Consider the following 23,622-nt stretch of genomic DNA (forward strand, 5'->3'; position numbering starts at 1 on the left):
TTTTTAGCCATGGAATCCTTAAATTCTACTCTTTCTTTTATAGAAAAGAAAACTGAAAATGAGCAGAATAGCCATTGTAAAGATACAACTTAAACCAATAGTTGCTAATGTGTATTGAAACTGTTTGAAACTAAATGTTTCTAATAAAACCAGAACAAAGTGGTGAATCAGTGTTCCAAAAAAGGTGTAGGATAGGAACCATTTAAAATTCATTTCACCTAATATGGGAGTAATGAACGTATCCATATCATTTTCAATTGTAATTTTCATGAAGAAAACACGATATGCTGCCAATGTCACACAAGCTGCGGCATTCACTCCCAATGTATCGTAAAATACATCAACCGTCAGACCCGTTAAAAATGCAATTGTAAATAATAGAAAATTGGATATTCCAGTTGGAAGCAAAAAGATAAATAGAATATAAGGGAAAGGGCTTGCCAGATTATAATAGCCAATATTTTTGAATAAAAATACTTGCATGGCAATAAGTACCAAAAATCGAATGATATTAAATAGTAATATTCTAGCCATTATCCTGATTCGTTTCTTCTAATTGTTTTAATTCTTTTGAAAATAGATCTTTCACAACATAAACATGGTGCAAGTTTGAAAAATTCGTACTTAACAGGATGCGTAAATCCAGAAATGAATCTCCGGAGGATATACCTGTCTCAACTACAGCTCCTACCAGAATGCCTTTTGGAAAGTGTCCCGAATAACCCGAAGTATATACTTTTTCTGCTGTTTTCACTTTTACATGGTTTGGAATTTCTTTCACCATTGCAAAACGATAATCTACATTACTTCCCCAGACCAAAGAACCAAATACATCGGTGTTGGCTAATGTTACGGAGATTTTGGTGTCCGGATGAAGGAGTGACTGTACTGTTGAAAAGTGCGGGGTCACATTGAGCACAATGCCGACTACGCCATTAGGAGCAAGAACACCCATCCCTTTTTCGATACCCGCTAGCGAACCCTTGTTTAAGGTGAGGTAATTGCTTTTTTGATGAATACTATTATTCGTGACACTTGCAATGATAAATTCATATCGGCCAAACTCGCTACTGTCAATAACAGGGCTCTTAGCCATGGCAACAGTATCTGTCGTTAAGTAATTCTCCAGCTGAGTTCTTAAACTTGCATTTTCTTTCACCAATTGATCATTGGTTTCGGTCAGTGATAGATAGCTTTTCCAAGAATTTACTTTTTCATAAATATGACCAATTACGCTATTGGAAGAATTTAAAGCACTAGCACGTTGGAAGGAATTGTTAGTAACAACCAGAAACATTGAAAATCCAAAAAATAGGATAAACCAAAAAAATGCGTTATAACGTCTAAGAAATAACCAGAGGTTTCTCATTGTTAATAATTATTACTTTGCTATTTAATAAAGAAGCGATATAGTGAAAAATCAACTATATCGCATATAAAATTTTATGTTGAGGCAATTATGATTGCATTAAGAATTTAAATCTTCCAATATTCTTTAATGCGATGCCTGTACCGCGAACTACTGCACGAAGAGGATCTTCTGCAATATGAACTGGTAATTTTGTTTTGGCTTGAATTCTGCGATCTAATCCTCTTAAAAGCGCTCCACCACCTGTCAGGTAAATACCTGTTTGGTAAATATCAGCGGACAATTCTGGAGGGGTGATTTCTAGAGCTTTCAAAATTGCTTCTTCAATTTTTGAAATGGATTTATCTAAACAATGTGCAATTTCTGTATAGGAAACGGTAATTTGTTTTGGGATACCTGTCATCAAATCACGACCTTGAACGGCGAAATCCTCAGGTGGATCTTGCAATTCAGGAAGAGCAGCTCCCACTTCGATTTTAATTTTTTCTGCTGTACGTTCACCGATCATGATGTTGTGCTGTCTACGGATATACTGTACGATATCAGAATCGAAGTTATCTCCCGCAACACGGATTGATTGGTCACAAACAATACCGGAAAGTGCGATCACGGCGATTTCTGTTGTTCCACCACCGATATCAATAATCATGTTACCCATAGGCTCTTCCACATCAATTCCGATACCTACTGCGGCAGCCATCGGCTCGTGGATCAGATATACTTCTTTTGCTCCTGCAATTTCTGCAGAATCACGTACCGCACGCTTCTCGACTTCAGTAATTCCTGAAGGGATACAAACCACCATTCTTAAAGAAGGAAAAAACCAACTTTTCCCATTATTAACCAATTTTACCATTCCGCGGATCAAATGCTCTGCGGCAGTAAAATCTGCAATAACACCATCACGAAGAGGACGTACTGTTTTTATATTATCGTGTGTCTTTCCCTCCATTTGCATTGCCTGACGTCCGATTGCAATTACTTTGTTTGTCGTACGATCAAAGGCCACAATTGAAGGTTCGTCAACTACTACTTTGTCATTATAGATGATAAGGGTATTTGCTGTACCTAAATCGATGGCAACTTCTTGTGTAAACCAGTTAAATAAACCCATTTGCTGTATTTTAAGCTACTTTTTATGAATATGCAAACCTACTAAAAATTATTAGTTTTTGAAGTAAGTCTTGATTTTTTTTATTGATAATTTAGAACTCTTTTGTGGAGCTGTAAGATGATAACAAGTAAACGTTTAATAAGGCATTTTCTTATGTTTTTACTTCGAAATTAATTTTTCTGTACGTCAATGTAGTAATTAAAAGTGTCAATCTTTACATTTTCTTTTGTTAGATTGGGAATATTTAATGTTTGGTCGTCATTGGTGATATTAATTGCTTTTAAAGTATTATCTGAGGTCCCGATAGGGATGGGCATTTGAAAATTTGCAACTGTATTTTTCCATTTAGCATGTATTTTTCCATCTTTTGACTCCGTAATACTTAAGATGGGAATAGCTGTTGTCTTGACATATTGTTCAAAAATAGAACTGAAATTTATACCCGATTCTTGATTGATATAATGCACAATGTCATCATAATTAACCTGTTGGTGATAAAACTTAGCATTTAATCCCCGCAATATCGAGCGCCATTTTTCATCATCAGCGATGATTGTTCTAATCATGTTGTGTAGGACACCACCTTTGTTGTACATGTCTCCGGATCCTTCGTTATTGACATGATACCGACCTTGAATAGGTTTATCATTTTGAATGGCGCGTCGATTGCCATAAATATATTCTTGCCCCGCCTTTTTGCCAAAGTAATAATCGATATAAAGTGCTTCAGAGTAATTGGTGAAACTTTCATGGATCCACATGTCAGCAATATCAGCTGCAGTGATATTATTGCCAAACCATTCGTGTCCGGCTTCGTGTATAATGATAAAATCCCATTTCAATCCCCATCCTGTACCCGAACCATCTCCGCCAAGATAGCCATTCAAAAATCGGTTGCCATAAGCAATACCACTTTGGTGCTCCATGCCGAGGTGTGATGTTTCGATCAGCTTGAAACTATCTTCATAGAAAGGGTAGGGACCGAACCAATATTCAAAAGCTTTTAACATCGGTTTTACATTGGCTTCGAAATGCGGTTTTGCTCGATCTATATTTTCCCGTAATACATAATAATCGATATCCAATTTTCCCTTTTCACCATCAAAGCTATCTTGAAAATGAACGTAGTCGCCAATATTGAGGGCAATATTGTAATTGTTAATCGGGTTGGAAACAAACCAGTTGAATTTAGATTTTTTACTTCCTATATTTTCGATATTTCTAAGTCGTCCGTTTGACACATTCATGAGTCCTTTAGGGACTGTTACGGATATGAGTACGCTATCTGGTTCATCAGACTGATGATCTTTATTGGGCCACCATAGACTTGCTCCAATACCTTGGTTTGCACTCGCTACCCAAGGCTTGTTATTACTGTCTTTCTTCCAATCAAAACCGCCATCCCAAGGGGCACGATTGGCTTGATGGGGTGTACCTGAAAAATATACGAGGATAGAATCTAACGTATTGGTTTTGATGTGCGTTGGAAAATCGATAAAAACCGCATTAAATTCTCTGGTATACTTTAGCTTTTTACCCTTGTAGAGAATTTGATCAATGGCCATATTATCAAACAAATCAATCTGCATGCGATTGAAATCCTGTAGGGTTTTAAATTTGATCAGATTACTTCCAGAAATGCTTCGTGTTGGAATATTGACATCAACATCGAGGTGATAATAGGTGACATCGTAGCAGGTCCTTAAAGGAGTCAATTGGCCTCTTAAAGAATCTTTACGAGAAAATTCAGTTTTGTTTGATAACAATTGTCCGTTGACAAGACAAGGAAATAAAAACAGAAATACGACTAAATAGCTTAGATTTTTCAACGCTTTTGATATTGATATAAGCGTTAAATATAAGAGAATTTACCTAGTTAAAAAAATAGCATTGCTTTCTAGAAGAAGAGTTCAGTTATCTTTTTTTACTAAAATAGCTTTCGATTTCTGCTAACGTTAAGCTATTAAGACAGTTTTTAGCACTTAATCCGCCTTTTCTTGCCACAAATATACCATAATGCATATCCAGTAGACCTTCGGTACGGTGCGCATCCGGATTGATCGATAATAGAACACCTTTTTCTACAGCATAACGATGCCATCTCCAATCTAAATCCAAACGTAAAGGGTTGGCGTTGATCTCTATGACCACCTGGTGAGCAGCACAAGCATCGATTATTTTTTTATAGTCCAATGGATAGCCGGATCTACTTAATAAAAGACGTCCTGTTGGATGACCCAAAATGGTCGTATAGGGATTTTCTATTGCCTTTAACAGACGCGCAGTTGCTTTGTCTTCGTCCATTTTGAGGTTGGAGTGAACAGAAGCGACTACAAAATCAAAACCTGCAAGAATCTCGTCAGGATAATCTAACGAGCCATCGGCTAAAATATCCGACTCAATGCCTTTAAAAATTTTAAATGGCGCCAGCTGTTGATTGAGTTGATCGATTTCTTCCCATTGTTTTTGTACACGGTCAATCGGTAGACCATTGGCATATACAGCAGTTTTGGAGTGATCACAAATTCCGAAATAACTTAGTCCTAATTCTTCCTTGGTATATCTTGCCATTTCTGCTAAGGTATGCACGCCGTCGCTGTAGGTAGAGTGGTTATGCAAAGTACCTTTTAGATCATCGAAATTGATCAATTTGGGTAATTGATGGTTTTTTGCTAAAAATACTTCATCAAGACCTTCTCGAAGTTCAGGTTCGATATAATCCAAACCCTGAACAGCGTAATTTTCCTCTTCCGAATTTAAAGCGGTTATCAGCGTCTCATCAAGTAATTCCAAGTGTTTTTTGGAACCCGTTGTTAAGATTAAATTTTGGTGAAATTCTGCTGTTGTGGAGAGGTAGAGGTGAAAGGTAAACCCAAGTTCATCTCGGAATGAGATATATTCCAGCTCTTCATTTATATGATCAGGATAATGTGCATGTAGATACGCTAATGTGGTATCTCTATCTGCGCTTAATAGAATATCGACCGAACTTAATACTTCACATTTCCGACGAAAATCTCCAGTAAAGGAAATTAAGGTAGGAGATAAACTATTTTCAAGTGCTGTAATTACGGCATCTGCATTCTTCAGCACCCTTGCATATAAAAACCAGCCCTGATTGGATATGGAGAATTCAATGGATTTTTTAATATCCTCTTGTGTTTTCAACCCAAAACCTTTGGCTTCTATCAATCGATTTTCGTTGCAGGCATATAGCAACTCACCGACGCTTTCAATCTGCAGGTCAGTCCAGATAATTTGTATTTTTTTTGGACCTAAGCCTTTTATGTTAAGCATTTCCAAAATTCCTTCTGGGGTAATGCTTAACATCGCATCTAGCTCATCAAATGAACCAGTTTCGGCTAATTTTTTAACCTTTTCTGCCGTGCTTTTCCCAATACCGGGTTGGCTGCTTATCTCTTCTAAAGAAGCGGTTTCAAGCAGAAAGGGTAGTTTATCTAACTTAAAGGATGCACTGGCAATTGCTTTTATTCGGAAAGGATTTTCATTATGCAATTCCATTAGTTGGCTACATAATTTGAATTTTTTAGCAATTGTCTTGTTATCCATTTTAGTTGTTTTCTATGACTTGATTATCGTTTTTTACTTCTGGAGCGGGTTGATTATACTTGTAAAAGATTAATCGAACACCAGAGTTCTTGGTGAAAAATTTCACTGTCCAGTTGATAAAGGTAATGACTTTGTTTCTAAAACCAAAAATAGACATTAAGTGAACAAACATCCAAACGATCCAACCGAAGAATCCATTAAAATGAATTTTACCCATATCCACGACAGCTTTAGCACGACCAATAGTCGCCATCGAACCTTTGTCGAAGTAGGAGAATTTCTCATTTGAACGGTTGTTCATCACATTGCTAATGTGTTGAGCAACGTATTTACCTTGTTGTTGTGCTACTGGAGCTACACCTGGCAATCCACGAGGTAGATCGTCCGTAATAAATGCGGATACGTCACCGATTGCATAGACGTTTTCCATATCCAAGACACGACATTGATCATCCGTCTGGATACGATTACCACGTTGAATGTTTTCTTTTTTGAAACCTTCTGGAAATTGACCTGCAACTCCAGCACCCCAAATAACAGTCTTTGTTTCAATGGCGCTACCATCACCAAAAGAGATTGCAGTACCATCAAAGCCCGTTACAGAAACATTTAATAATATTTTAACGCCTAATGCTTTTAAATATTTTTCCGAATCTTCAGAAGACTTCTCTGACAAATTAGCTAAAACTTTACTTTGACCTTCGACCAAGTAAACGTTCATTTCTTCTTTGCGTAATTCCGGATAATCTTTCTCCAGAATATTATTTCTAATCTCAGCAATTGCACCGGAAAGCTCAACACCTGTCGGTCCACCACCTACAATGACAAAGTTTAAAAATGGTTTACGGTCCTCTGGATTTGCAATTTGAACTGCTTTTTCAAGATTTTGCAACACATAGCTACGGATGTTTAATGCTTCTTGAATGCTTTTCATCGGTAAAGCATATTTTGCGATTTGCTGATTACCAAAGAAATTGGTCGTAGCTCCTGTCGCAACGACTAAAAAATCATATTCAAAATCACCAATATTGGTTTGAACCGTTTTATTGATCGCATCGATATGATTGACTTCTGCAATTCTGAAACTAAAATTCTCCTGAGATTTGAACATCTTACGGATAGGGAATGAGATCGAATCTGCAGATAATGTACCTGTAGCTACTTGATACATTAAGGGTTGGAAGGTATGAAAATTATTTCTATCTAATAATAGTACTTCTACTTCCTTATTTTTTAACTTTTTAGCAACTTCAATTCCACCAAAACCAGCACCAATAATGACCACTCTTGGGAATTTTCTATCTGAACGATTGCTTAGCATATTATTTGAAATTTATATAAAATATTCGGAAAATTGTAATCCTTCTGCAAATATCTTAATTTTTCATTCAAAAAACTAAAATATCTTTATATATAGTTCCTTTTTATTGTCATATTTATGGTGAATAAGCTGTTTTTTTATTTTGCTTATTTTATTACTACTTGTTAATCAGTCGCTTGCAAACAGAATTAATTGCATAGTTTATCAATTCTGTTTGCTGGGATATTTTAAAAATTGGGTGTAAAAAGTACACTTTGAATAATTTATTATTGTAAAGCACCTTTTATTTTAATACTTAATCCTGCATTTTCATTGGTCAATCTCAGCTGACATGCCAGTCGGCTATCGTCGTCGGCATCTGGTAAAGTATCCAGCATATCGAGCTCCTGATCCTGTGGTTCTGATAAATGCTCCCCTCCAGATTTGACCTGTACATGGCAGGTGGCACAAAGTGCCATTCCTCCACAAGTCGCTAAGACCTCATAATCGCATGCTTTTAACAATTCCATTAAGGATAAATTGACATCGGTCGGCACTTCTATTTTTTGAACGGTACCATCCCGATCTTCAATTTCTATTTCAATAATATGGTCCATGACTAAAATGTATTGATACCGTTTACAGTGGTATATTTGAAACTTAGTTTTTGATCTGGGTATACAAATCTGAAAGCACTCTGTGCCATCAATGCTGCTTCATGGTATCCACATAAGATCAACTTTAATTTACCTGGATAGGTATTGATATCTCCGATGGCATAGATACGTTCGATATTGGTGGAGTAATCCACCGTATTGACCTCAATCGCATTTTTATCAATCTGTAAGCCCCAGTCAGCAATAGGTCCCAGTTTTGGAGTTAAGCCAAATAATGGTATAAAGTAATCGGCTTCCATACTGATCTCCTCTTTTTGCTTATTGATAGCAATGACATGCGATAAACGATCTGTGCCATGGACATCAGCCAGATTGTGGGATAGCAATAGATTGATTGCTCCTTTTTGAGCAAGTTCATAGACCTTGTCTGCCGAGTCTGGTGCTCCTCTAAAAGAGTCACTTCGATGTATTAATGTCAATTCTTTCGCAATATCCGATAAGTAGATCGCCCAGTCCAACGCAGAGTCTCCTCCACCGGCGATGATGATCTTCTTGTCCCGATAAGTCTCTGGATTTTTGACCATATAATCAACACCTTTTCTTTCGTACTGAGCTAAATTAGCTAGTTCTGGCTTACGTGGTTCAAAACATCCTAAACCACCTGATATGACAACAACTTGACAGTGGATATGTGTTCCTTCTGAACTAATGACTACATATGAACCATCTTCTTGCTTTTCCAGGCCTTCAACACGTTCGCCGAGTGTAAAAGTGGGGCTGAATGGTTCGATCTGTTTCATTTGATTGTCAATCAAATCCTGTGCACGTATGGTGGGGTAGCCGGGGATATCGTATATCGGCTTATGCGGATAGATTTCAGATAGCTGACCACCAACCTGAGGTAAGACATCAATGAGATGACATCTCATCTTTAACAAACCTGCTTCAAATACAGCAAATAGACCTACTGGTCCTGCGCCAATAATACATATGTCTGTTGTAATCATATTAAATTTTATTACTTAGGTTATTGTAAATTTTTTCCAGTATGCGTGTGAAGGCGCTAAAATCCTCATCAGTTAAATTTTCCCAAGCTTTCATACGGATGCTTGCGACGATGGGAGAGTAGGCTTCTACTTTTTTTCGACCTTCATCCGTCAAGTGCAGATAGATGCTCCGTCGATCAGATGGATGGACAACACGTTCTGTTAATCCTTTTTTTATTAATAAATCAACAATACGGGTTAGGGTAGGCTGATCTTTACAACACTTTTCAGCGAGTTCTTTTTGCAATAGATCATCATTTTCATAAAGTGTTTTAATAATTGTCCATTGATCTACGGTGATGTCAAAATCATTGTCCGTAAAAGAATTTTGTGCAAATTGTTTTACTTTTTTTGCTGTTCTTTCTAAAATGAAAGAGTATCGATTGAATTTTTCGTCTTGCATTTAAATATTTGTATGCTAATATTTCGTACAACAAATATAATCATTAAATACTTAGTGCAACAAGTATTTAATGAATTTATTGTAAAATAAAAAAGGCTTTCAGATAAAATCTGAAAGCCTTTTTAAACGTTTTGTTTTTTAACTAAGGAGTTACCGGTTCAGCTTTTTTAGGAGCTTCTTCAAAATGTTCTCCTTTACTCAAATCGTATACTGCTGGTGCAGCTAAGAATATAGAGGAATATGTACCTACAATAATACCAATTAAGATCGCGAAAGAGAAGCCTCTGATTACTTCACCACCGAAAACAAATAATACTGCTAATACGAATACAATTGTCAATGATGTAATAACCGTTCTGCTTAATGTTGTATTGATGGCGTGGTTGATGATTTCACCAAAGTTTTTATTTAAAGCATTTGGCTTATTTAGATCTTCACGGATACGGTCAAATACCACTACCGTATCATTTACAGAATAGCCTAATACCGTTAAAATAGCGGCAATAAAATGCTGATCAATGTCTAATGAGAATGGAACAATACCATCTAAAATAGAGAACAAACCTAATACAATGACGGCATCATGCACGGTAGCGATTGCAGCACCTGCTGAATATTGCCACTTACGGAAACGTACTAAAATATATACTGCAATGATTAATAAGGCAAAGATTGTTGCATAAATTGATCTTGCTTTCATATCAGTTGCGATACTAGGACCAACTTTCTGAGAAGAAAGAATCTCATGTTTGTTGCTCGCATCTACTTTAGATAATCCTTCATTCAATTTAGTCAATACTTCTTGGTCTGCTTCGTCAGATGTCTCATCGATATGATAAGTTGTTGTGATACGAAGTTGGTTTGCAGCTCCAAATACTTTAACCTCAGTTGTTTTTTGGAAAGCATCATCTAAATTTTTACGTACAGCTTCTAGATCTACAGGTTTGTCGTAACGAATGGTATACGTACGTCCACCTTGGAAATCGACCCCTTGACTAAATCCTTTAATGAAGATCGATGCAAAACAAGCGATAACGACAACAATAGAAACGATGTAAAGTCCTTTTCTTTTCTTGATGAATTGGAAATTGGCATTTTGCAATGTTTTCGCAGACCAAGGGAAAGAAACTTTAATTTTCATATCACGTTCCAGCATCCACTCAAAAATAATACGAGTCAGGAAGATACCGGTAAATAGTGAGGTGATAATACCCACCATTAATGTGGTTGCAAACCCTAAAATTGGACCTGTTCCGAAGAAGAATAATACTAAACCAACTAAGAAGGTCGTAATTTGTGAATCTAAGATTGAAGGTAAAGCATGTTTGTAGCCATCAGCAACAGCTTGACGGATTGATTTACCACCCGCTAATTCCTCACGTATACGTTCGTAAATCAGTACGTTGGCATCCACCGCAGTACCCATTGTCAAAACGATACCTGCGATACCCGGAAGGGTGAGCACAGCATTCAATGATGCCAATACCCCCATGATAAAGAATACGTTTACAAGAACAGCAATGTTTGCTACCAAACCTGCAGTATTGTAATACGCAATCATGAATACCAGAACCAATACGATACCGATAACTGCTGAATTCACACCCGAATCAATCGCTGATTGTCCTAAAGTAGGACCGACGATGGCTTCTTCTACTATTTTAGCTGTTGTTGGAAGACGACCTGCTTTCAATACGTTGGCTAAATCTTTTGTATCTTCAACTGTGAAAGAACCAGAGATGGATGAATTACCACCCGCGATCTCTTCATTAACACCAGGTGCTGAATACACGACATTGTCAAGAACGATAGCGATCGATTGGTGACCTTGCGCTGCTTTAGCTGTAATTTTTTTCCATTCACGAGCACCTTCGCTGTTCATTTGCATCGAAACAACAGGCTCATTTCTTTCATTAAATTCGTCACGTGCATTGGTAATCACATCACCCGTTAAAACTGGGCCATTATCCACACCCGCAGGTCTGATCGCGTATAAAGAAAGGATGTTTGGAGTTTTAGCTTCAGGTTTTACTGACCATAACAATCTTAAATTTCCTGGGATAATGGATTTAACGTCAGGTCTGTTTAAAAAAGCATTTACTTTAGCGGTATCTTTAAGTTCTGCACTACCCACCATTGCTCCAGGCATTAAAGCCATTTGTTGATTCTCACCCATGTAAACAGCTGGTCTCAACACATCAAATAATGGGTTTTCTTGTGATAATTTTGCAGTAGCGCTATCTTTTGTATTTTTATTTGCACCCAGGTTAGCCAATAAATCCTCTGATTTTTTAGTCGAATCTGTTGCTGCTTTATCCTCTGTAGGAGCTACTTTTAAAGTTGCAGATAAAGTTTTGTTAATGTTTTCTAACAAAGGATATACTTCCTGATTCGCATAAGTTTCGTAAAACTCGAGTTTTGCCGATCCCTGTAATAATTTACGGACACGCTGCTCGTCATTCACACCCGGCAATTCAATTAAAATACGGTTTGTACCTTGTTGAATCTGGATGTTAGGAGAAGCAACTCCAAATTTATCAATACGCGTACGAAGTACTTTGTATGAGTTTTGGATAGCATTATCAGCTTCTTTTTGTAAGAAAGATTCCAATTGTCTATCAGAGTCCCCCGCTTTGATTAAAGATGCATTATCTTTAGTCGCGAAAAAAGTTGAAAGCGGAGTCGTAGTACCTGTAGCTTTATATTCTTCAATGAATAAATTTACTAGAGATTTTTGACTTGTTTTACTTTTCGAAACGGCAGCAGTAAGTGCTGCATTGAATTTCTCGTCTTTAGGATTCTCTGCTAAGTTACGAATCAACTCATCGATTGAGATTTCCATCGTAACGTTCATACCTCCTTTTAGATCTAGTCCTAAAGCCAATTCTTGACCTTTAGCTTCTCTATAGGTGTATTTTGCAAAACCTAAATTGTAAACAACCTCGCCAGCGATAGAGTCTAGGTACGATTTCTCACGTGCCATATCTCCTTGTGCATAATTCTCAGCATCACGCTCAACTTTGCGGGTTACAAAAGTGAATGATAGGGCGTATAGACATGCTATAGATACCGCTATCACCAAAAATTTAATCAGCCCTTTACCTTGCATCGTCTGTTTTTAGTGTATTAGTTTGATATTATATGATATAATTGATAACTCATTCTTGTTTGAAAATTACAATTCTCCAAGAATGCCAAAGGTATAAAAATTTTGTAAAATGAAAAGCTTTATTTGATTAAGCTTATGATAAAAAGCGATTAATTTGCGATGAATGGGTATGTGCCTTATTTTAAACAGAAAAAGCCTCCCTTTTGGGGAGGCTTTTTTATGCAAAATGCAATTCAATCTATCTTAATGTGTATTTAATACCGAAAGAAAAAGTAGATGCATCAAAATCATTACCGTGATTTAATCTCCAATCTGGTTTCCAATCTGCGTGAAGACCGATAGGTGCTGCTGGAATTTTAAATTCCAAACCTAATTGCGGACGTAAAGCTACCCAAGTTTGGTTATCGCCAGCATCAATAAATGATAACTGAGCACCGATACCTGCGTACCAACCTAAACCGTTCGTTCCTGAGAAAGGTCTTGCATATTGGTAATCAGCTCCAACTGCAACAACATGGTCATCAAACATAATTTGTGCTTGACCATTGTTTGCACCGCCCATAGATTGTTTGTATTGAACACCCCATAAATCACCTACTGTACCATCAAATACAACACCGATAGCCGCGCGTTGTGGTGATTGAGCTTTAGCCTCTTGTGCTCCTAATGCTAATATGGCAACTGCAGCCATTGATAGTAATACTTTTTTCATAATATGTGTTTTTTAAAATTCAATTCAGACATGGTATGCAAATAGCTTGCCAAAAGTTGTAAATAGACCTTTAGGACAATATAAAATAGGGAGAAGAGCTCAATATGGTGGTCATAGAGAAATTCTTTGGTAAATTTAATATATTGATAATGAGTTGTTAAATCAGCTTTTCCATTTAATCAATGTGCTGGTAAAAATGATGTATATCACGCAGCTATCTGATTATCTCTTTTTTAAAAAGTTGTTGGAAATGATCGCCATATCAAAAAATAACCAGGACGAATTTGTAAACTCGCCGCATCGTTTATACCATGTTGATCTCGTTTGAGATTGCAACAACCTCGGGGGCTGGGTATACGCTGACTACGGTTTTTACACCGTTATCGGAGCTTCACCACAATCAATATACTTCGTATTTATATGGTCAACAGCCTGTAGGCTAGGTTTTGAGTATTTAAGGGGAGCAAGAGCTCGTCGATTGGCTACTGCCTGCTATCCTTTTTATGACGAGTGGCCACATCATTTCCATTAAACAATATGAATTTCGTCTTACTGTGTTAAGCTAGTGTTATATTAATCATTTTAATGTAATTAGTCAAAATAATTTTCATTTTTCACGAATTATTCTTAATTTTGCCTGGCAAATAGAAAACCCAATACATATTTGCCATGCAATTAGATCCACAAAAATTCGTAGCAGAAGGACTTACCTACGACGACGTATTATTAATTCCAGCTTATTCTGAAGTTTTACCACGTGATGTCGATACAAGTACTTTCTTGACAAAAAAAATCAAATTAAATATTCCATTAGTTTCTGCGGCAATGGATACGGTGACGGGTGCTGATCTAGCGATTGCGATTGCACAAGCGGGCGGTATTGGTATGTTACATAAAAACATGACGATTGCGGAGCAGGCAGCTGAAGTACGAAAAGTAAAGCGTTCAGAAAGCGGCATGATTCAAGATCCAGTTACTTTATTGGAAACGGCAACAGTGGGTGATGCCTTCAAAATTATGAAAGATCATAAAATTGGTGGTATTCCGGTAATCGATGCTCAGGGTAAATTAGTTGGAATTGTAACTAATCGTGACTTACGTTTCCAAAAAGTTATGAGTCAGCCGATTGCCTCATTGATGACCAAAGATAATCTAGTTACCGCTCCAGAAGGTACAGATTTAGTACGAGCAGAAGAAATCTTACAAGATCATAAAATTGAAAAACTTCCCGTGGTTAATCATGAAGGTATTCTTAAAGGCTTGATTACTTTTAAAGATATTCAAAAATATAAGCACTATCCTAATGCTGCTAAAGATACGCACGGACGTTTATTAGTCGGTGGAGCAGTAGGAGTCACTCCAGATACATTAGATCGTGTAGAGGCTTTAGTAAAGGCTGGTGTGGATGTGATTACCATTGATACTGCTCACGGTCATTCCAAAGGGGTCATCGATAAATTGAAATTGGTGAAAGCTACATTCCCAGATTTACAGGTTATCGTTGGAAATATTGCTACTGGTGCAGCTGCAACAGCTTTAGCAGAAGCCGGTGCAGACGCGGTAAAAGTAGGTATCGGACCTGGATCGATCTGTACAACACGTATCATCGCTGGGGTTGGTGTACCTCAGTTATATGCAATCTATGAAGTCGCACAGGCGTTAAAAGGTACTGGTGTTCCATTGATCGCAGATGGTGGTATTAAACAAACTGGTGATATTGCAAAAGCAATTGCTGCTGGTGCCTACACCATCATGGCAGGATCATTATTTGCAGGTGTGGAAGAAGCGCCAGGAGAGACTATCATTTATGAAGGACGTAAATTTAAGTCATACCGCGGAATGGGATCTATCGAGGCGATGGAAAAGGGATCTAAAGATCGTTACTTCCAGGATGTTGAAGATGATATCAAAAAATTAGTTCCAGAAGGTATTGTTGGTCGTGTTCCTTACAAAGGTACGTTAGCTGAGGTGGTGTACCAATATATGGGCGGATTGAAAGCATCAATGGGTTATTGTGGAGCTGCAACAATTTCGAAGTTGCAAGAAGCTCAATTTGTACGTATTACAGGTGCTGGATTGCGCGAATCTCATCCACATAATATTTCGATTACAAAAGAAGCTCCTAACTACAACAGTAGAGGCTAATAGGAAAATAACAAAAAAAAGGTCAGCACTTCAATCGCTGACCTTTTTTTGTTTATACTTCATCTGTTTTTCTCCTGAGATACTTATAGATTTCAATTTGTGAACGACAAGGCTCCTTGTCATTTATAACATATCGGTTATTGAGTTCATTGTTCAAAATACGGGCCTTCACATTATCGCGCAGTTGGATCTGCAACATATCTTTAATTTCATCCCTGATTTTTTTACTGTTGATTTTTACGGCTGCCTCTATGCGATGATCCAAATTTCTCGTCATCCAATCTGCTGAAGAAATATAGGTCACTTCTTTGCCAGCGGAATAGAAATACATGACCCGAGCATGCTCCAAAAATTCATCAACGATACTGATCGCGTTGATTGGTTTTTTAAATTTTGTCTGATTAGTCGCGCAGTAAATACCTCTAACGATCAGATCAATCTGTACACCAGCCTCTGCTGCATCATATAATTTTTTGATGAGGATACGATCACTAAGCGAGTTTACCTTTAATATGATACGCGCTTTTCTACCCGCTTTCACTTCTTCGATCTCTTTGTCGATATAATGAATGATTCCATTGCGCATATCTGTAGGACAGATGAGTAGGCTATTGCAGTTTTTAATGACCTCAGCAGGATTACTTTTTGGTTTTTTTAGGAAATGAAAAACCTTATTGATATCTGCCATGACGCTTCTGTTACTGGTTAGTAAACAGTAATCACCATATAGCTTTGCGGTCTTTTCATTAATATTACCTGTACTGACAAAACCATATTGAATGGTTTTGGCACCCACTCTTTTTTTAATGATACAAAGTTTTGCATGAACCTTTTTATTAGGAACACCGGTTAAAACCCGGATTCCTTCAAGTTCAAGTCTCTCTTTCCAAAATAGATTATTCTCTTCGTCAAATCGAGCTTGAAGTTCAAGCATAACGGTGACATCTTTACCATTCCTAGCCGCATTAATCAATGCATTGACAATTTTACTATTTGAAGCAAGTCGATAAGCGGTGATCTGGATGGTCTTCACATCGGGATCCATTGCTGCCTCTCTTAAAAGGTCGATTACCGGGCGAAAAGTATGGTAAGGAAAGGAAAGCAAGATATCTTTTTTGATTATGATATCCGTAATTCTTTGTGTTTTGTTCAGTTGAGGATGGGTAAATCCAGGATTTGTGATCGGTAAGTTAGGCTGCTTAAAAACATTTGGAAAGTCCATAAAATGTTTGAAATTATGGATTTTCTGACCGGCTATGATATTATCTTTTTTTGTTAATTGTAATTTCTTGATCAAAAACTCCACCAGCTTTGGATCCATCTCTTTATCAAAAATAAATCGGGTTGTTTTGCCTTTTCTTCTATTTTTTATCCCTTTTGATATTTTTTCCGCCAGTGTGGTGTTGATGTCATTATCCAAGTCAAACTCCGCATCTTTAGTGATTTTAAAGACGTGCGCATGAAACTCGTCGAATCCAAAATAAGAAAAAATATAAGGGAGATTGAATTTAATGATATCTTCTAATAAAATAATATGTTTTTCCTTCGCCGATGCGGGCAGGATTACAAAACGACCGTTTAAGGTCGTCGGGATTTCGATGATAGCAAATTTTGTTTCATATTCCCATTCCTGTTTACGCATGGAGATGCCCAAGTAAAGGCTTTTATCTCGAAGATAAGGCATAGGCCGGCTATCATCAAGCAATAATGGAGTGACGTTAGACTCGACCTCTTCGGAGTAAAAGTTGCGTACAAATTCTTCCTGTTTGAGGTTGAGTTGGCTAGCATCTTTGATGTAAACATGCTGTTGTGCCATTTCTTTTTGTATCAACGCCCAAAAATTATCAAATTTTTTCTGTTGTTTAATGACAATGGTATTGACCTCATCGAGTATGATCTGTGGATCTTCAAAAAAGGAAGTATTCGCTTCCTTGTCTTTAATATCGATTGCGCGTTTTAAGCCAGGTATGCGCACTCTGAAAAATTCGTCTAGGTTATTGGAAAAGATTCCTAAGAATTTGATTTTAGAAGGAAGAGGGACTGTTTCATCAGCAGCTTCTTGTAGCACTCTGCTATTAAAACTTAACCAGCTGACATCTCTAGGAATGAATTTTCGCGCCATATTTTTTTAATACTTCTTATTATACGATTAGCCTCAAATGTAAATTTACTGAATTAATGTAATATTTTAATAGTATTAAATAATTGTTAAATGTATATGTAGTAACAACTTTTTAATACTATTAATGGACCTATTTATCTGTTATATGAACCTGGATTCCTGTTGAATGGGATGACATTTCTGGTGCATATAGATTTTGGATGCTGGTGATTCCATTTGAAAAAATACCGGCATTATTTGCTCTTAATTCATATTCAAATACGTAGCTTCCCTGTGGCAAATAGTCGATAAAGAAATTGGTTGCGGCATCCTTTGTACTTTCATAATAACCAAAACCTTGCTTATAGGTATAGGTCGAAGTTACATTGGTGGGTTCAAATCCGGATGCGCGCATATCTTTTAGATGTATGAATGATAGATTTCTATCGGTTTTTATCGAAATCCGAACTTTGACCAAATCGCCCAGTTGAATCGGCGTGGAAGCTGTTATAGGGACAAGTACTTCTTTCAATTGTACCATTTTTTTGAGGTACAACTCTTTTTGTAAAGTAATGGTTGACGATGCCGATGGTATCTGATCTAATTGTTCAAAATATTGATAATACAAACCTCCTAATGCAATTCCAGGACTTGTTTTTGAAATCTCAACTTGACCAAGAGCTGGTTTAATCTCTTTTTTCATCCAACTTTCTTTCCTATAGCCAGAACCGATTTGTTTCGATATTTGAGCATCATCCAATGGTTTGCCAGCTACTTTTATCGTCAATCCTTCTGGAGCATCCAGCCAGTTTTCACCATAATTGATTAAGGCATCAACAGCAGCAACTGTTGCTTTGGTTGAATTCCAGTGACGTACTTGCTTATTTTTGATGAGCCAGATCTTCATGTTTTCAATGGCTTTTTTATCTTGGCTTACTTCGTCAAACGCTTGTATCAACAGGGCTTGTGTTTCGATCGGAGCCTCATACCAAGACCAACCAGCTTGATTTTGATTCCAGTACATTCCTTTTTCAACCGATTCAACCGACTTTTGTTGCAATTGTTTGATGACCAATGCGGCTGATTCTTTTAAATTGTAGCGATTTAATATGAGGGCTACTTTGGCTTGAGTAGCTATACTATAGCTGAGCTTGTCCTTATCCATCTCTTTTAGAAAATAGGCAATAGCAGCTTCTAATGGTGTATTTTTCTCAACAGCTGGATAGCTACTTCTGACCAATAAATATTCTATCCCTTGATCAATACTTGGTTTCAGCTTATTGTCTTGTTGGTATCGAGACCAATGATATAAAATCTCATTGTCTAAAAATGCGATACCTTTTGTCAAAATTGGTTTAACGGTATTTGTTAAATCAAATTCAGCAATGATCCCTTTAGCTTGCAGTTTGTTGATCCCAGTAAGAATATAGGTTGACATGTGGAAACTTTCATTGCCTCCAGGATACCATGAAAAACCACCACGTGTCGATTGCCATGCAGCAAGTTTGGTCATGTCTGCGGTTAAGCTGTTTTTAAGCGTACTTTGATCCAACAGAAGCGCTATATTTTTCATGGTTTCTTCTTCATTAATCGCCTCTTGTAACCAAGGTGTTTCTTGGATCAAGATCGCTTTCAATTCTTCATTGATGCGCAATTTTGATTGCAGTTGCTGCTGATCTTTCCATCGATCAAAGACAAGCTTTATTTTAGGATGTTGATTGACCAAATGAGCAGAAAATGAGTTGAGATAGAATTTACTAAAAATGGATTCTGATGATTCATATGGGTATTCATTGACATATGGTAAAGCAAATAAGGCTTGATAAATGGGATTGCTTGTTAATTCCAGCGTATAGCGGTACGGCTCGGCAGTGGCAGAGGTCTGCTGTAAATTTTTCATTTCAAATGACTTCGACTGACCTTCTCTGACAGCAATAGGTAGAGTTTCTGTGACCAACATGCTGTTTTTTAAAACCGGAATTGTCGACTCTTCACCATCAGAAAAATTTCCCCCTTGTGCCACAATGCGATAGGTGATCGCTTCTACCTGTTTAGGAATCGTAATCTCCCAACTGGTATTTTCACTCCCTTTAGAAGCGACCATAATTTGTTTTACGGGGATTTTCACGGCTAATGGACTCATGGTAATGGCATCAAACATTTCCAGTGAAACGGATGTTTTCAAGTCATGAGCAGACAAGTTATTGACTTGAGCTTTGATTGTCATTTGATCCGCTTCTCTAAAGAACCTTGGCATATTGGGTACAATCATGAGGTCTTTTTGTGTTTCGACAAAATCTGTGTAGGTGCCGATAGCCAGTTCTTTACTATGTGCAATTGCCATAAACTTCCAGCGTGTTAAACTTTCCGGAGAATCAAAGCTGAATACAGCATGCCCATCTTTATCTGTACGAAGTTGAGGTAAGAAAAACACAGTCTCCTGTAGATTTTTTCGAACCTGAATTGGATTCTCGTCTTTATTTGTACCGATCTGCTGTTGTCCGCCTGCTACTACTATTTCTTCCAGTGGAGGAGATGCTGCATCAGCAGATTGGTCAGCCCTCTGCGTGATCGCCATATCACTATTTTGGTTAGATAAACCAGCTACTTTACCCTGTAAAAGATTTTTATGGTTAACCACAGCAGCCCCCCTGATCATGATCGATCCAGGAGAAGACTTTCTTCTCGTCCGGTCAAAATCATAATTATTAATATGGAAACCAAAATTCTTAAATCGATCGTAATCCAATGTCGTATTGAAATTCAAATCGTTATAACTTCTGATAAAACTACTTCTACTCAGATTATTGTAATATGACCAGCCTCGATAGGATGGATAAGAATTGGGGTTAAGATAAAATGAAAAATCATTGCTTGTCACATCTTTAAGTTTATCCAGGGATGCATCATACATATTGACCAAAAGTTCCGAGGCAATCTGTTCTCCTTTTTTTCCTTTAATCACCAATTCCCAGGTCTCTTTTTGTCCCGGATATAATTTATTTCTAAAAGTCTTTGTTTCCACTGTCAACGAAGGGATATCTTGTTGTACAGGCAATACAACCGATTTGGTGAAGAGCTGACCATTTTTAAGTCCTGTGAAATTCAAGACTAGGCTATTCTTGTTGGTTTTAGGGATCGTTATCTCAATTGTTGTTTTCGTTTTTGAAATGACTTTAAAATCTATTTTTTCATCTTCGGATGAGGTCATGTTCAGGTGAAGGAAATCAAAATCCGTTTTAAGCATTATTTTAGCCAGATCTGAGATTTGATAATTGACCTTGTCCGTGGTAACCATCAAAGGTGATTTTTCATCTGACTGTAGTTTATTGTTGATGATTTCCATAAAACGCTCGCTACGGATAGTATCTTCCGCGACAATTGAGATCGCTTCCAATTTATACTTTCCAACAAAATTAGCGGTATTGGGTAGTTTGATCTGATTGGATCGGGAAAGATCAAATTCCGTTTCATAAACAACGGTATAGCTTTCTTCTTTCTTATATTCGCCACCATAAGGTTCATATGGAAATTTTGCTAGAAATTCGTTCTCAGGTATGCTATTGTAGTAACTAAAATCATGCGTGATAAAAAACGATGGTGATACGATAAGACGTGGATTTTCAATTCTTTTTTTCAGTATCAATTTACCCGTTGCTGGAACTTTTTGTCCAGATAGATTGAGTGCACTGATGGTGATCGAATCCAGATTACCCGCGTTACTTTGTTCTGGAGCATCTATCAAAAGTGTAAAGGGAATATTTCCGATCGTTAAACGCGTTGTACTCTCATTGGTTTCACCATTAGCATCCATAATGGAAGCCTCGATATGGAACGATTGCGTATACCTCAATTTGCGATCAAAATCTGAAGGAATGTCACTTTTAAAATTAATCTTAAAATTGCCTTCCTTATCCGTTCTTATGGTATCTACCTGGATGATCTCACTCAGTGTACGGTTTATAATTCTATCGTAGACATCGTAAGGTCTCATTCTATTTTCTATTTTGTTGATGGAATAAGCAACTGTTGCATGGGCTACCGGAACTCCGCTAAAAGTTTTCGCTTTTCCTGTGATGGATATGGAATCCCCTAACGATTTTTTATCTTTAAACTCGTCAAAAGTAACTTCAAATTTTGGACGTTTATACTCTTCGACGTTAAAGTTATAGTTTTGATTGATCCCATCGCCTGTAATTCTGATATCATATTGACCGGTGATATTACCTGTATTTAAGACAAATGAGCCCGCTACTGAGCCAAAATCATTGGTCACTAATGTTTTTTCTTCGATACGTTGATTGTTGGTGTCATAAAGCCCTACTACGACACGTTTACTCGGCATAGTAGCGTATTTCGTCTTTTCGTAATTCTTGTACACAATCGTTTTGAAATAGACAATCTGACCAGGTCTATAGATGGATCGGTCGGTGAATACTTTAGCATCGTAACGTGTGTCTTCTTTTGTCTCCACTGTCGGATAATAATACGAATGGAAAGGAATGAACACCGGTTCATCATTAATCCTTAGAAATAAGTTTCTGTTTTGGTTTTTATTGTTAAAAATACCATCCTTGTCTGTGGTTTCACTTGCTTGTACATCAAATTTATCTTGGCGTAGATTGTAAAACTTTAGGGAGGCATTGGCTTGCTTAGCACCTGTCTCGCGATCAACAATGAGCACGACTTGATCATCTTGGAGCATCGCATATTTACTGTAATCGACCTTTAGATAACCGTAACAGTCTTGGGTACTATAGCTGTTTTCAAGGGGAGTAGAAGCATATACTATGGTATAAGAACCAGCCTCTAGTGCCGGAAGAAGCAAGATTGTTTCGTGACTGACCTGATCTTTAAAATCATGAAGTTCAAAAACACCTTCTTTTACGACTATATTATTTTTAGTAAACGTATGGATGTTGTCCCATAGTGTACTATCATTGGATCTTCGGATTTCAGATTGACCTTGATCCAACATATTTTTTGGACGTATTATTTTATAGAAAATTTTACGGGAATTTTGATGTGTGACCTTCATCAACGCCTCTTTATTGGCAATATTAGAGGTTTTAGATTCGAGTAAAATAGAAGGTTTAAATGTATTTTCACGAATTGAATTCAGATAATTTTTGGTGTTTACACTGTCGGCAAGGGGCAAGTACGTTTCTATTTTTTTTAATAAGATATCGATGTGTTGTTGCTGATCTACTGCAGCAATATTTGCCTTGTTTTTATAGATGTTGATGTAATCTACAAGCATGATTTCTTGGAGTGCAGTATGCTTATATGTGGCGATCCAATTTTCAAGAACCTGTAATCTGGAAGAATCTTGGGCGTTTTGTCTACGCAACAATTGGTATTTATTAAATAAATAAGCATCCGTATTTTTCCCTTCATGGATGTTGGCTAAGTCTTGATATAAGCTATCCACCATCTGGGTATTTCGATCGGGCTTGTTTCTAGCCAAAGAAATTTGATAGGGTTGATTTTCTTGTAGCAGATCGATATAATCATAGACTGCAATATCATATAGCGTAGGCAGGTAGGAGGGATTTGGCGACTCGATGAGTTTCATCCATTTATCTTTTGGTTCCTGCAAAAGCATGTCTTTTTCTATTAAGGCATTTTTATACAAAGATTTGATTTTGTCTTCAAATTGTCTGCTTGTCCAAAAAGTAAAATCTTCTTTCGTACCTCCTTGTACTTCCGTGCGTTGATTAATGCTATAATAATTATTAATGAAATAATCACTATAATTACGTGCTTGTTGAATCGTTAAAATAGCTTTTGCTGTTTTATTTTTAAGCTGTTTTATTTTGATATCAAATTCTTGAATGACTTTTAACTTGATATCCGAATCATCAGAAGTTTGTATGTTTATCTTTTGGCGATATAAGAAAGCTTTTACTTGCTCATCATACCAATTTTTTTTCACTGCTTCTGCTTCTATTTTGGTAAGGATGGGGGATATTTCTTTCCAAAATTGATTGTCAGCCAAACTGTCGATCTGTTTCCACAGGGGAGAAAGATTATTTTTCTTTTGTGCGTATGAGTGTGATATACACAGTAATGAAGTGATGAAAATAAGTATTTGTCTCATGATAAAGCCTATAGAAAATAAAAAAGAGAATACGAT

General features: G+C 37.0%; 14 protein-coding genes. 1 reads left to right on the plus strand and 13 read right to left on the minus strand.

The annotated features are described in order from the left end of the window. Window positions 1–18: 18 nt before the first annotated feature. The 11 genes from C8N37_RS11165 to C8N37_RS11215 form a co-directional block, all read right to left on the minus strand. Window positions 19–534, minus strand: a complete 516-nt coding sequence (locus C8N37_RS11165) for a rod shape-determining protein MreD (protein WP_108158957.1) — start codon at window positions 532–534, stop codon at window positions 19–21. Continuing rightward, a complete protein-coding gene (gene mreC, locus C8N37_RS11170; RefSeq protein WP_108158958.1) occupies window positions 527–1,369 on the minus strand; it encodes a rod shape-determining protein MreC in 843 nt (280 codons plus the stop codon). The genes C8N37_RS11165 and mreC overlap by 8 nt, the downstream gene beginning before the upstream one ends. A gap of 88 nt (window positions 1,370–1,457) precedes the next feature. Further along, entirely contained in the window at window positions 1,458–2,483 is a 1,026-nt protein-coding gene (locus tag C8N37_RS11175; RefSeq protein ID WP_021191193.1) for a rod shape-determining protein, read from the minus strand. A gap of 170 nt (window positions 2,484–2,653) precedes the next feature. After that, window positions 2,654–4,312, minus strand: a complete 1,659-nt coding sequence (locus C8N37_RS11180; protein WP_211322236.1) for a M1 family metallopeptidase — start codon at window positions 4,310–4,312, stop codon at window positions 2,654–2,656. Between the two features lie 85 nt (window positions 4,313–4,397). Further along, window positions 4,398–6,053 (minus strand): DNA polymerase/3'-5' exonuclease PolX, encoded by a 1,656-nt coding sequence (locus tag C8N37_RS11185; RefSeq protein WP_108158959.1) that lies wholly within the window; start codon window positions 6,051–6,053, stop codon window positions 4,398–4,400. A 1-nt stretch (window position 6,054) separates the two neighbouring features. Then, window positions 6,055–7,374 carry an NAD(P)/FAD-dependent oxidoreductase gene (locus C8N37_RS11190; protein WP_108158960.1) on the minus strand — a complete coding sequence of 440 codons (1,320 nt, stop codon included), beginning with the start codon at window positions 7,372–7,374 and terminating at the stop codon, window positions 6,055–6,057. Window positions 7,375–7,640: 266 nt separating this feature from the next. Next, window positions 7,641–7,970, minus strand: coding sequence for a 2Fe-2S iron-sulfur cluster-binding protein (locus C8N37_RS11195; protein WP_108158961.1), 330 nt, complete (start codon window positions 7,968–7,970; stop codon window positions 7,641–7,643). A gap of 2 nt (window positions 7,971–7,972) precedes the next feature. Then, on the minus strand, window positions 7,973–8,977 hold the full coding sequence (locus tag C8N37_RS11200; RefSeq protein ID WP_108158962.1) for an NAD(P)/FAD-dependent oxidoreductase: 1,005 nt from the start codon (window positions 8,975–8,977) through the stop codon (window positions 7,973–7,975). A 1-nt stretch (window position 8,978) separates the two neighbouring features. Beyond that, the gene (locus C8N37_RS11205; protein WP_108158963.1) at window positions 8,979–9,419 is read right to left on the minus strand and encodes a MarR family winged helix-turn-helix transcriptional regulator; all 441 of its coding nucleotides are present in this window, start codon (window positions 9,417–9,419) and stop codon (window positions 8,979–8,981) included. Window positions 9,420–9,561: 142 nt separating this feature from the next. Further along, window positions 9,562–12,528 (minus strand): protein translocase subunit SecDF, encoded by a 2,967-nt coding sequence (secDF, locus tag C8N37_RS11210; protein ID WP_108158964.1) that lies wholly within the window; start codon window positions 12,526–12,528, stop codon window positions 9,562–9,564. 238 nt (window positions 12,529–12,766) lie between these two features. Further along, on the minus strand, window positions 12,767–13,240 hold the full coding sequence (locus C8N37_RS11215) for a hypothetical protein (RefSeq protein ID WP_045753874.1): 474 nt from the start codon (window positions 13,238–13,240) through the stop codon (window positions 12,767–12,769). A gap of 669 nt (window positions 13,241–13,909) precedes the next feature. On the opposite strand from C8N37_RS11215, the gene guaB reads away from it, so the two are divergent. After that, the gene (guaB, locus tag C8N37_RS11220) at window positions 13,910–15,385 is read left to right on the plus strand and encodes an IMP dehydrogenase (RefSeq protein WP_108158965.1); all 1,476 of its coding nucleotides are present in this window, start codon (window positions 13,910–13,912) and stop codon (window positions 15,383–15,385) included. Window positions 15,386–15,437: 52 nt separating this feature from the next. Here the strand turns inward: guaB and ppk1 are convergent, their stop codons facing one another. Together ppk1 and C8N37_RS11230 are read right to left on the minus strand one after the other, a co-directional pair. Then, window positions 15,438–17,507: a polyphosphate kinase 1 gene (ppk1, locus tag C8N37_RS11225; protein ID WP_108158966.1), complete on the minus strand. Its 2,070-nt coding sequence runs from the start codon at window positions 17,505–17,507 to the stop codon at window positions 15,438–15,440. A gap of 130 nt (window positions 17,508–17,637) precedes the next feature. After that, a complete protein-coding gene (locus tag C8N37_RS11230) occupies window positions 17,638–23,586 on the minus strand; it encodes an alpha-2-macroglobulin family protein (RefSeq protein WP_108158967.1) in 5,949 nt (1,982 codons plus the stop codon). Between the last annotated feature and the right edge of the window lie 36 nt (window positions 23,587–23,622).

The sequence above is a fragment of the Sphingobacterium faecium genome, assembly GCF_003054045.1.
Classification (GTDB): Bacteria; Bacteroidota; Bacteroidia; order Sphingobacteriales; family Sphingobacteriaceae; genus Sphingobacterium; species Sphingobacterium faecium.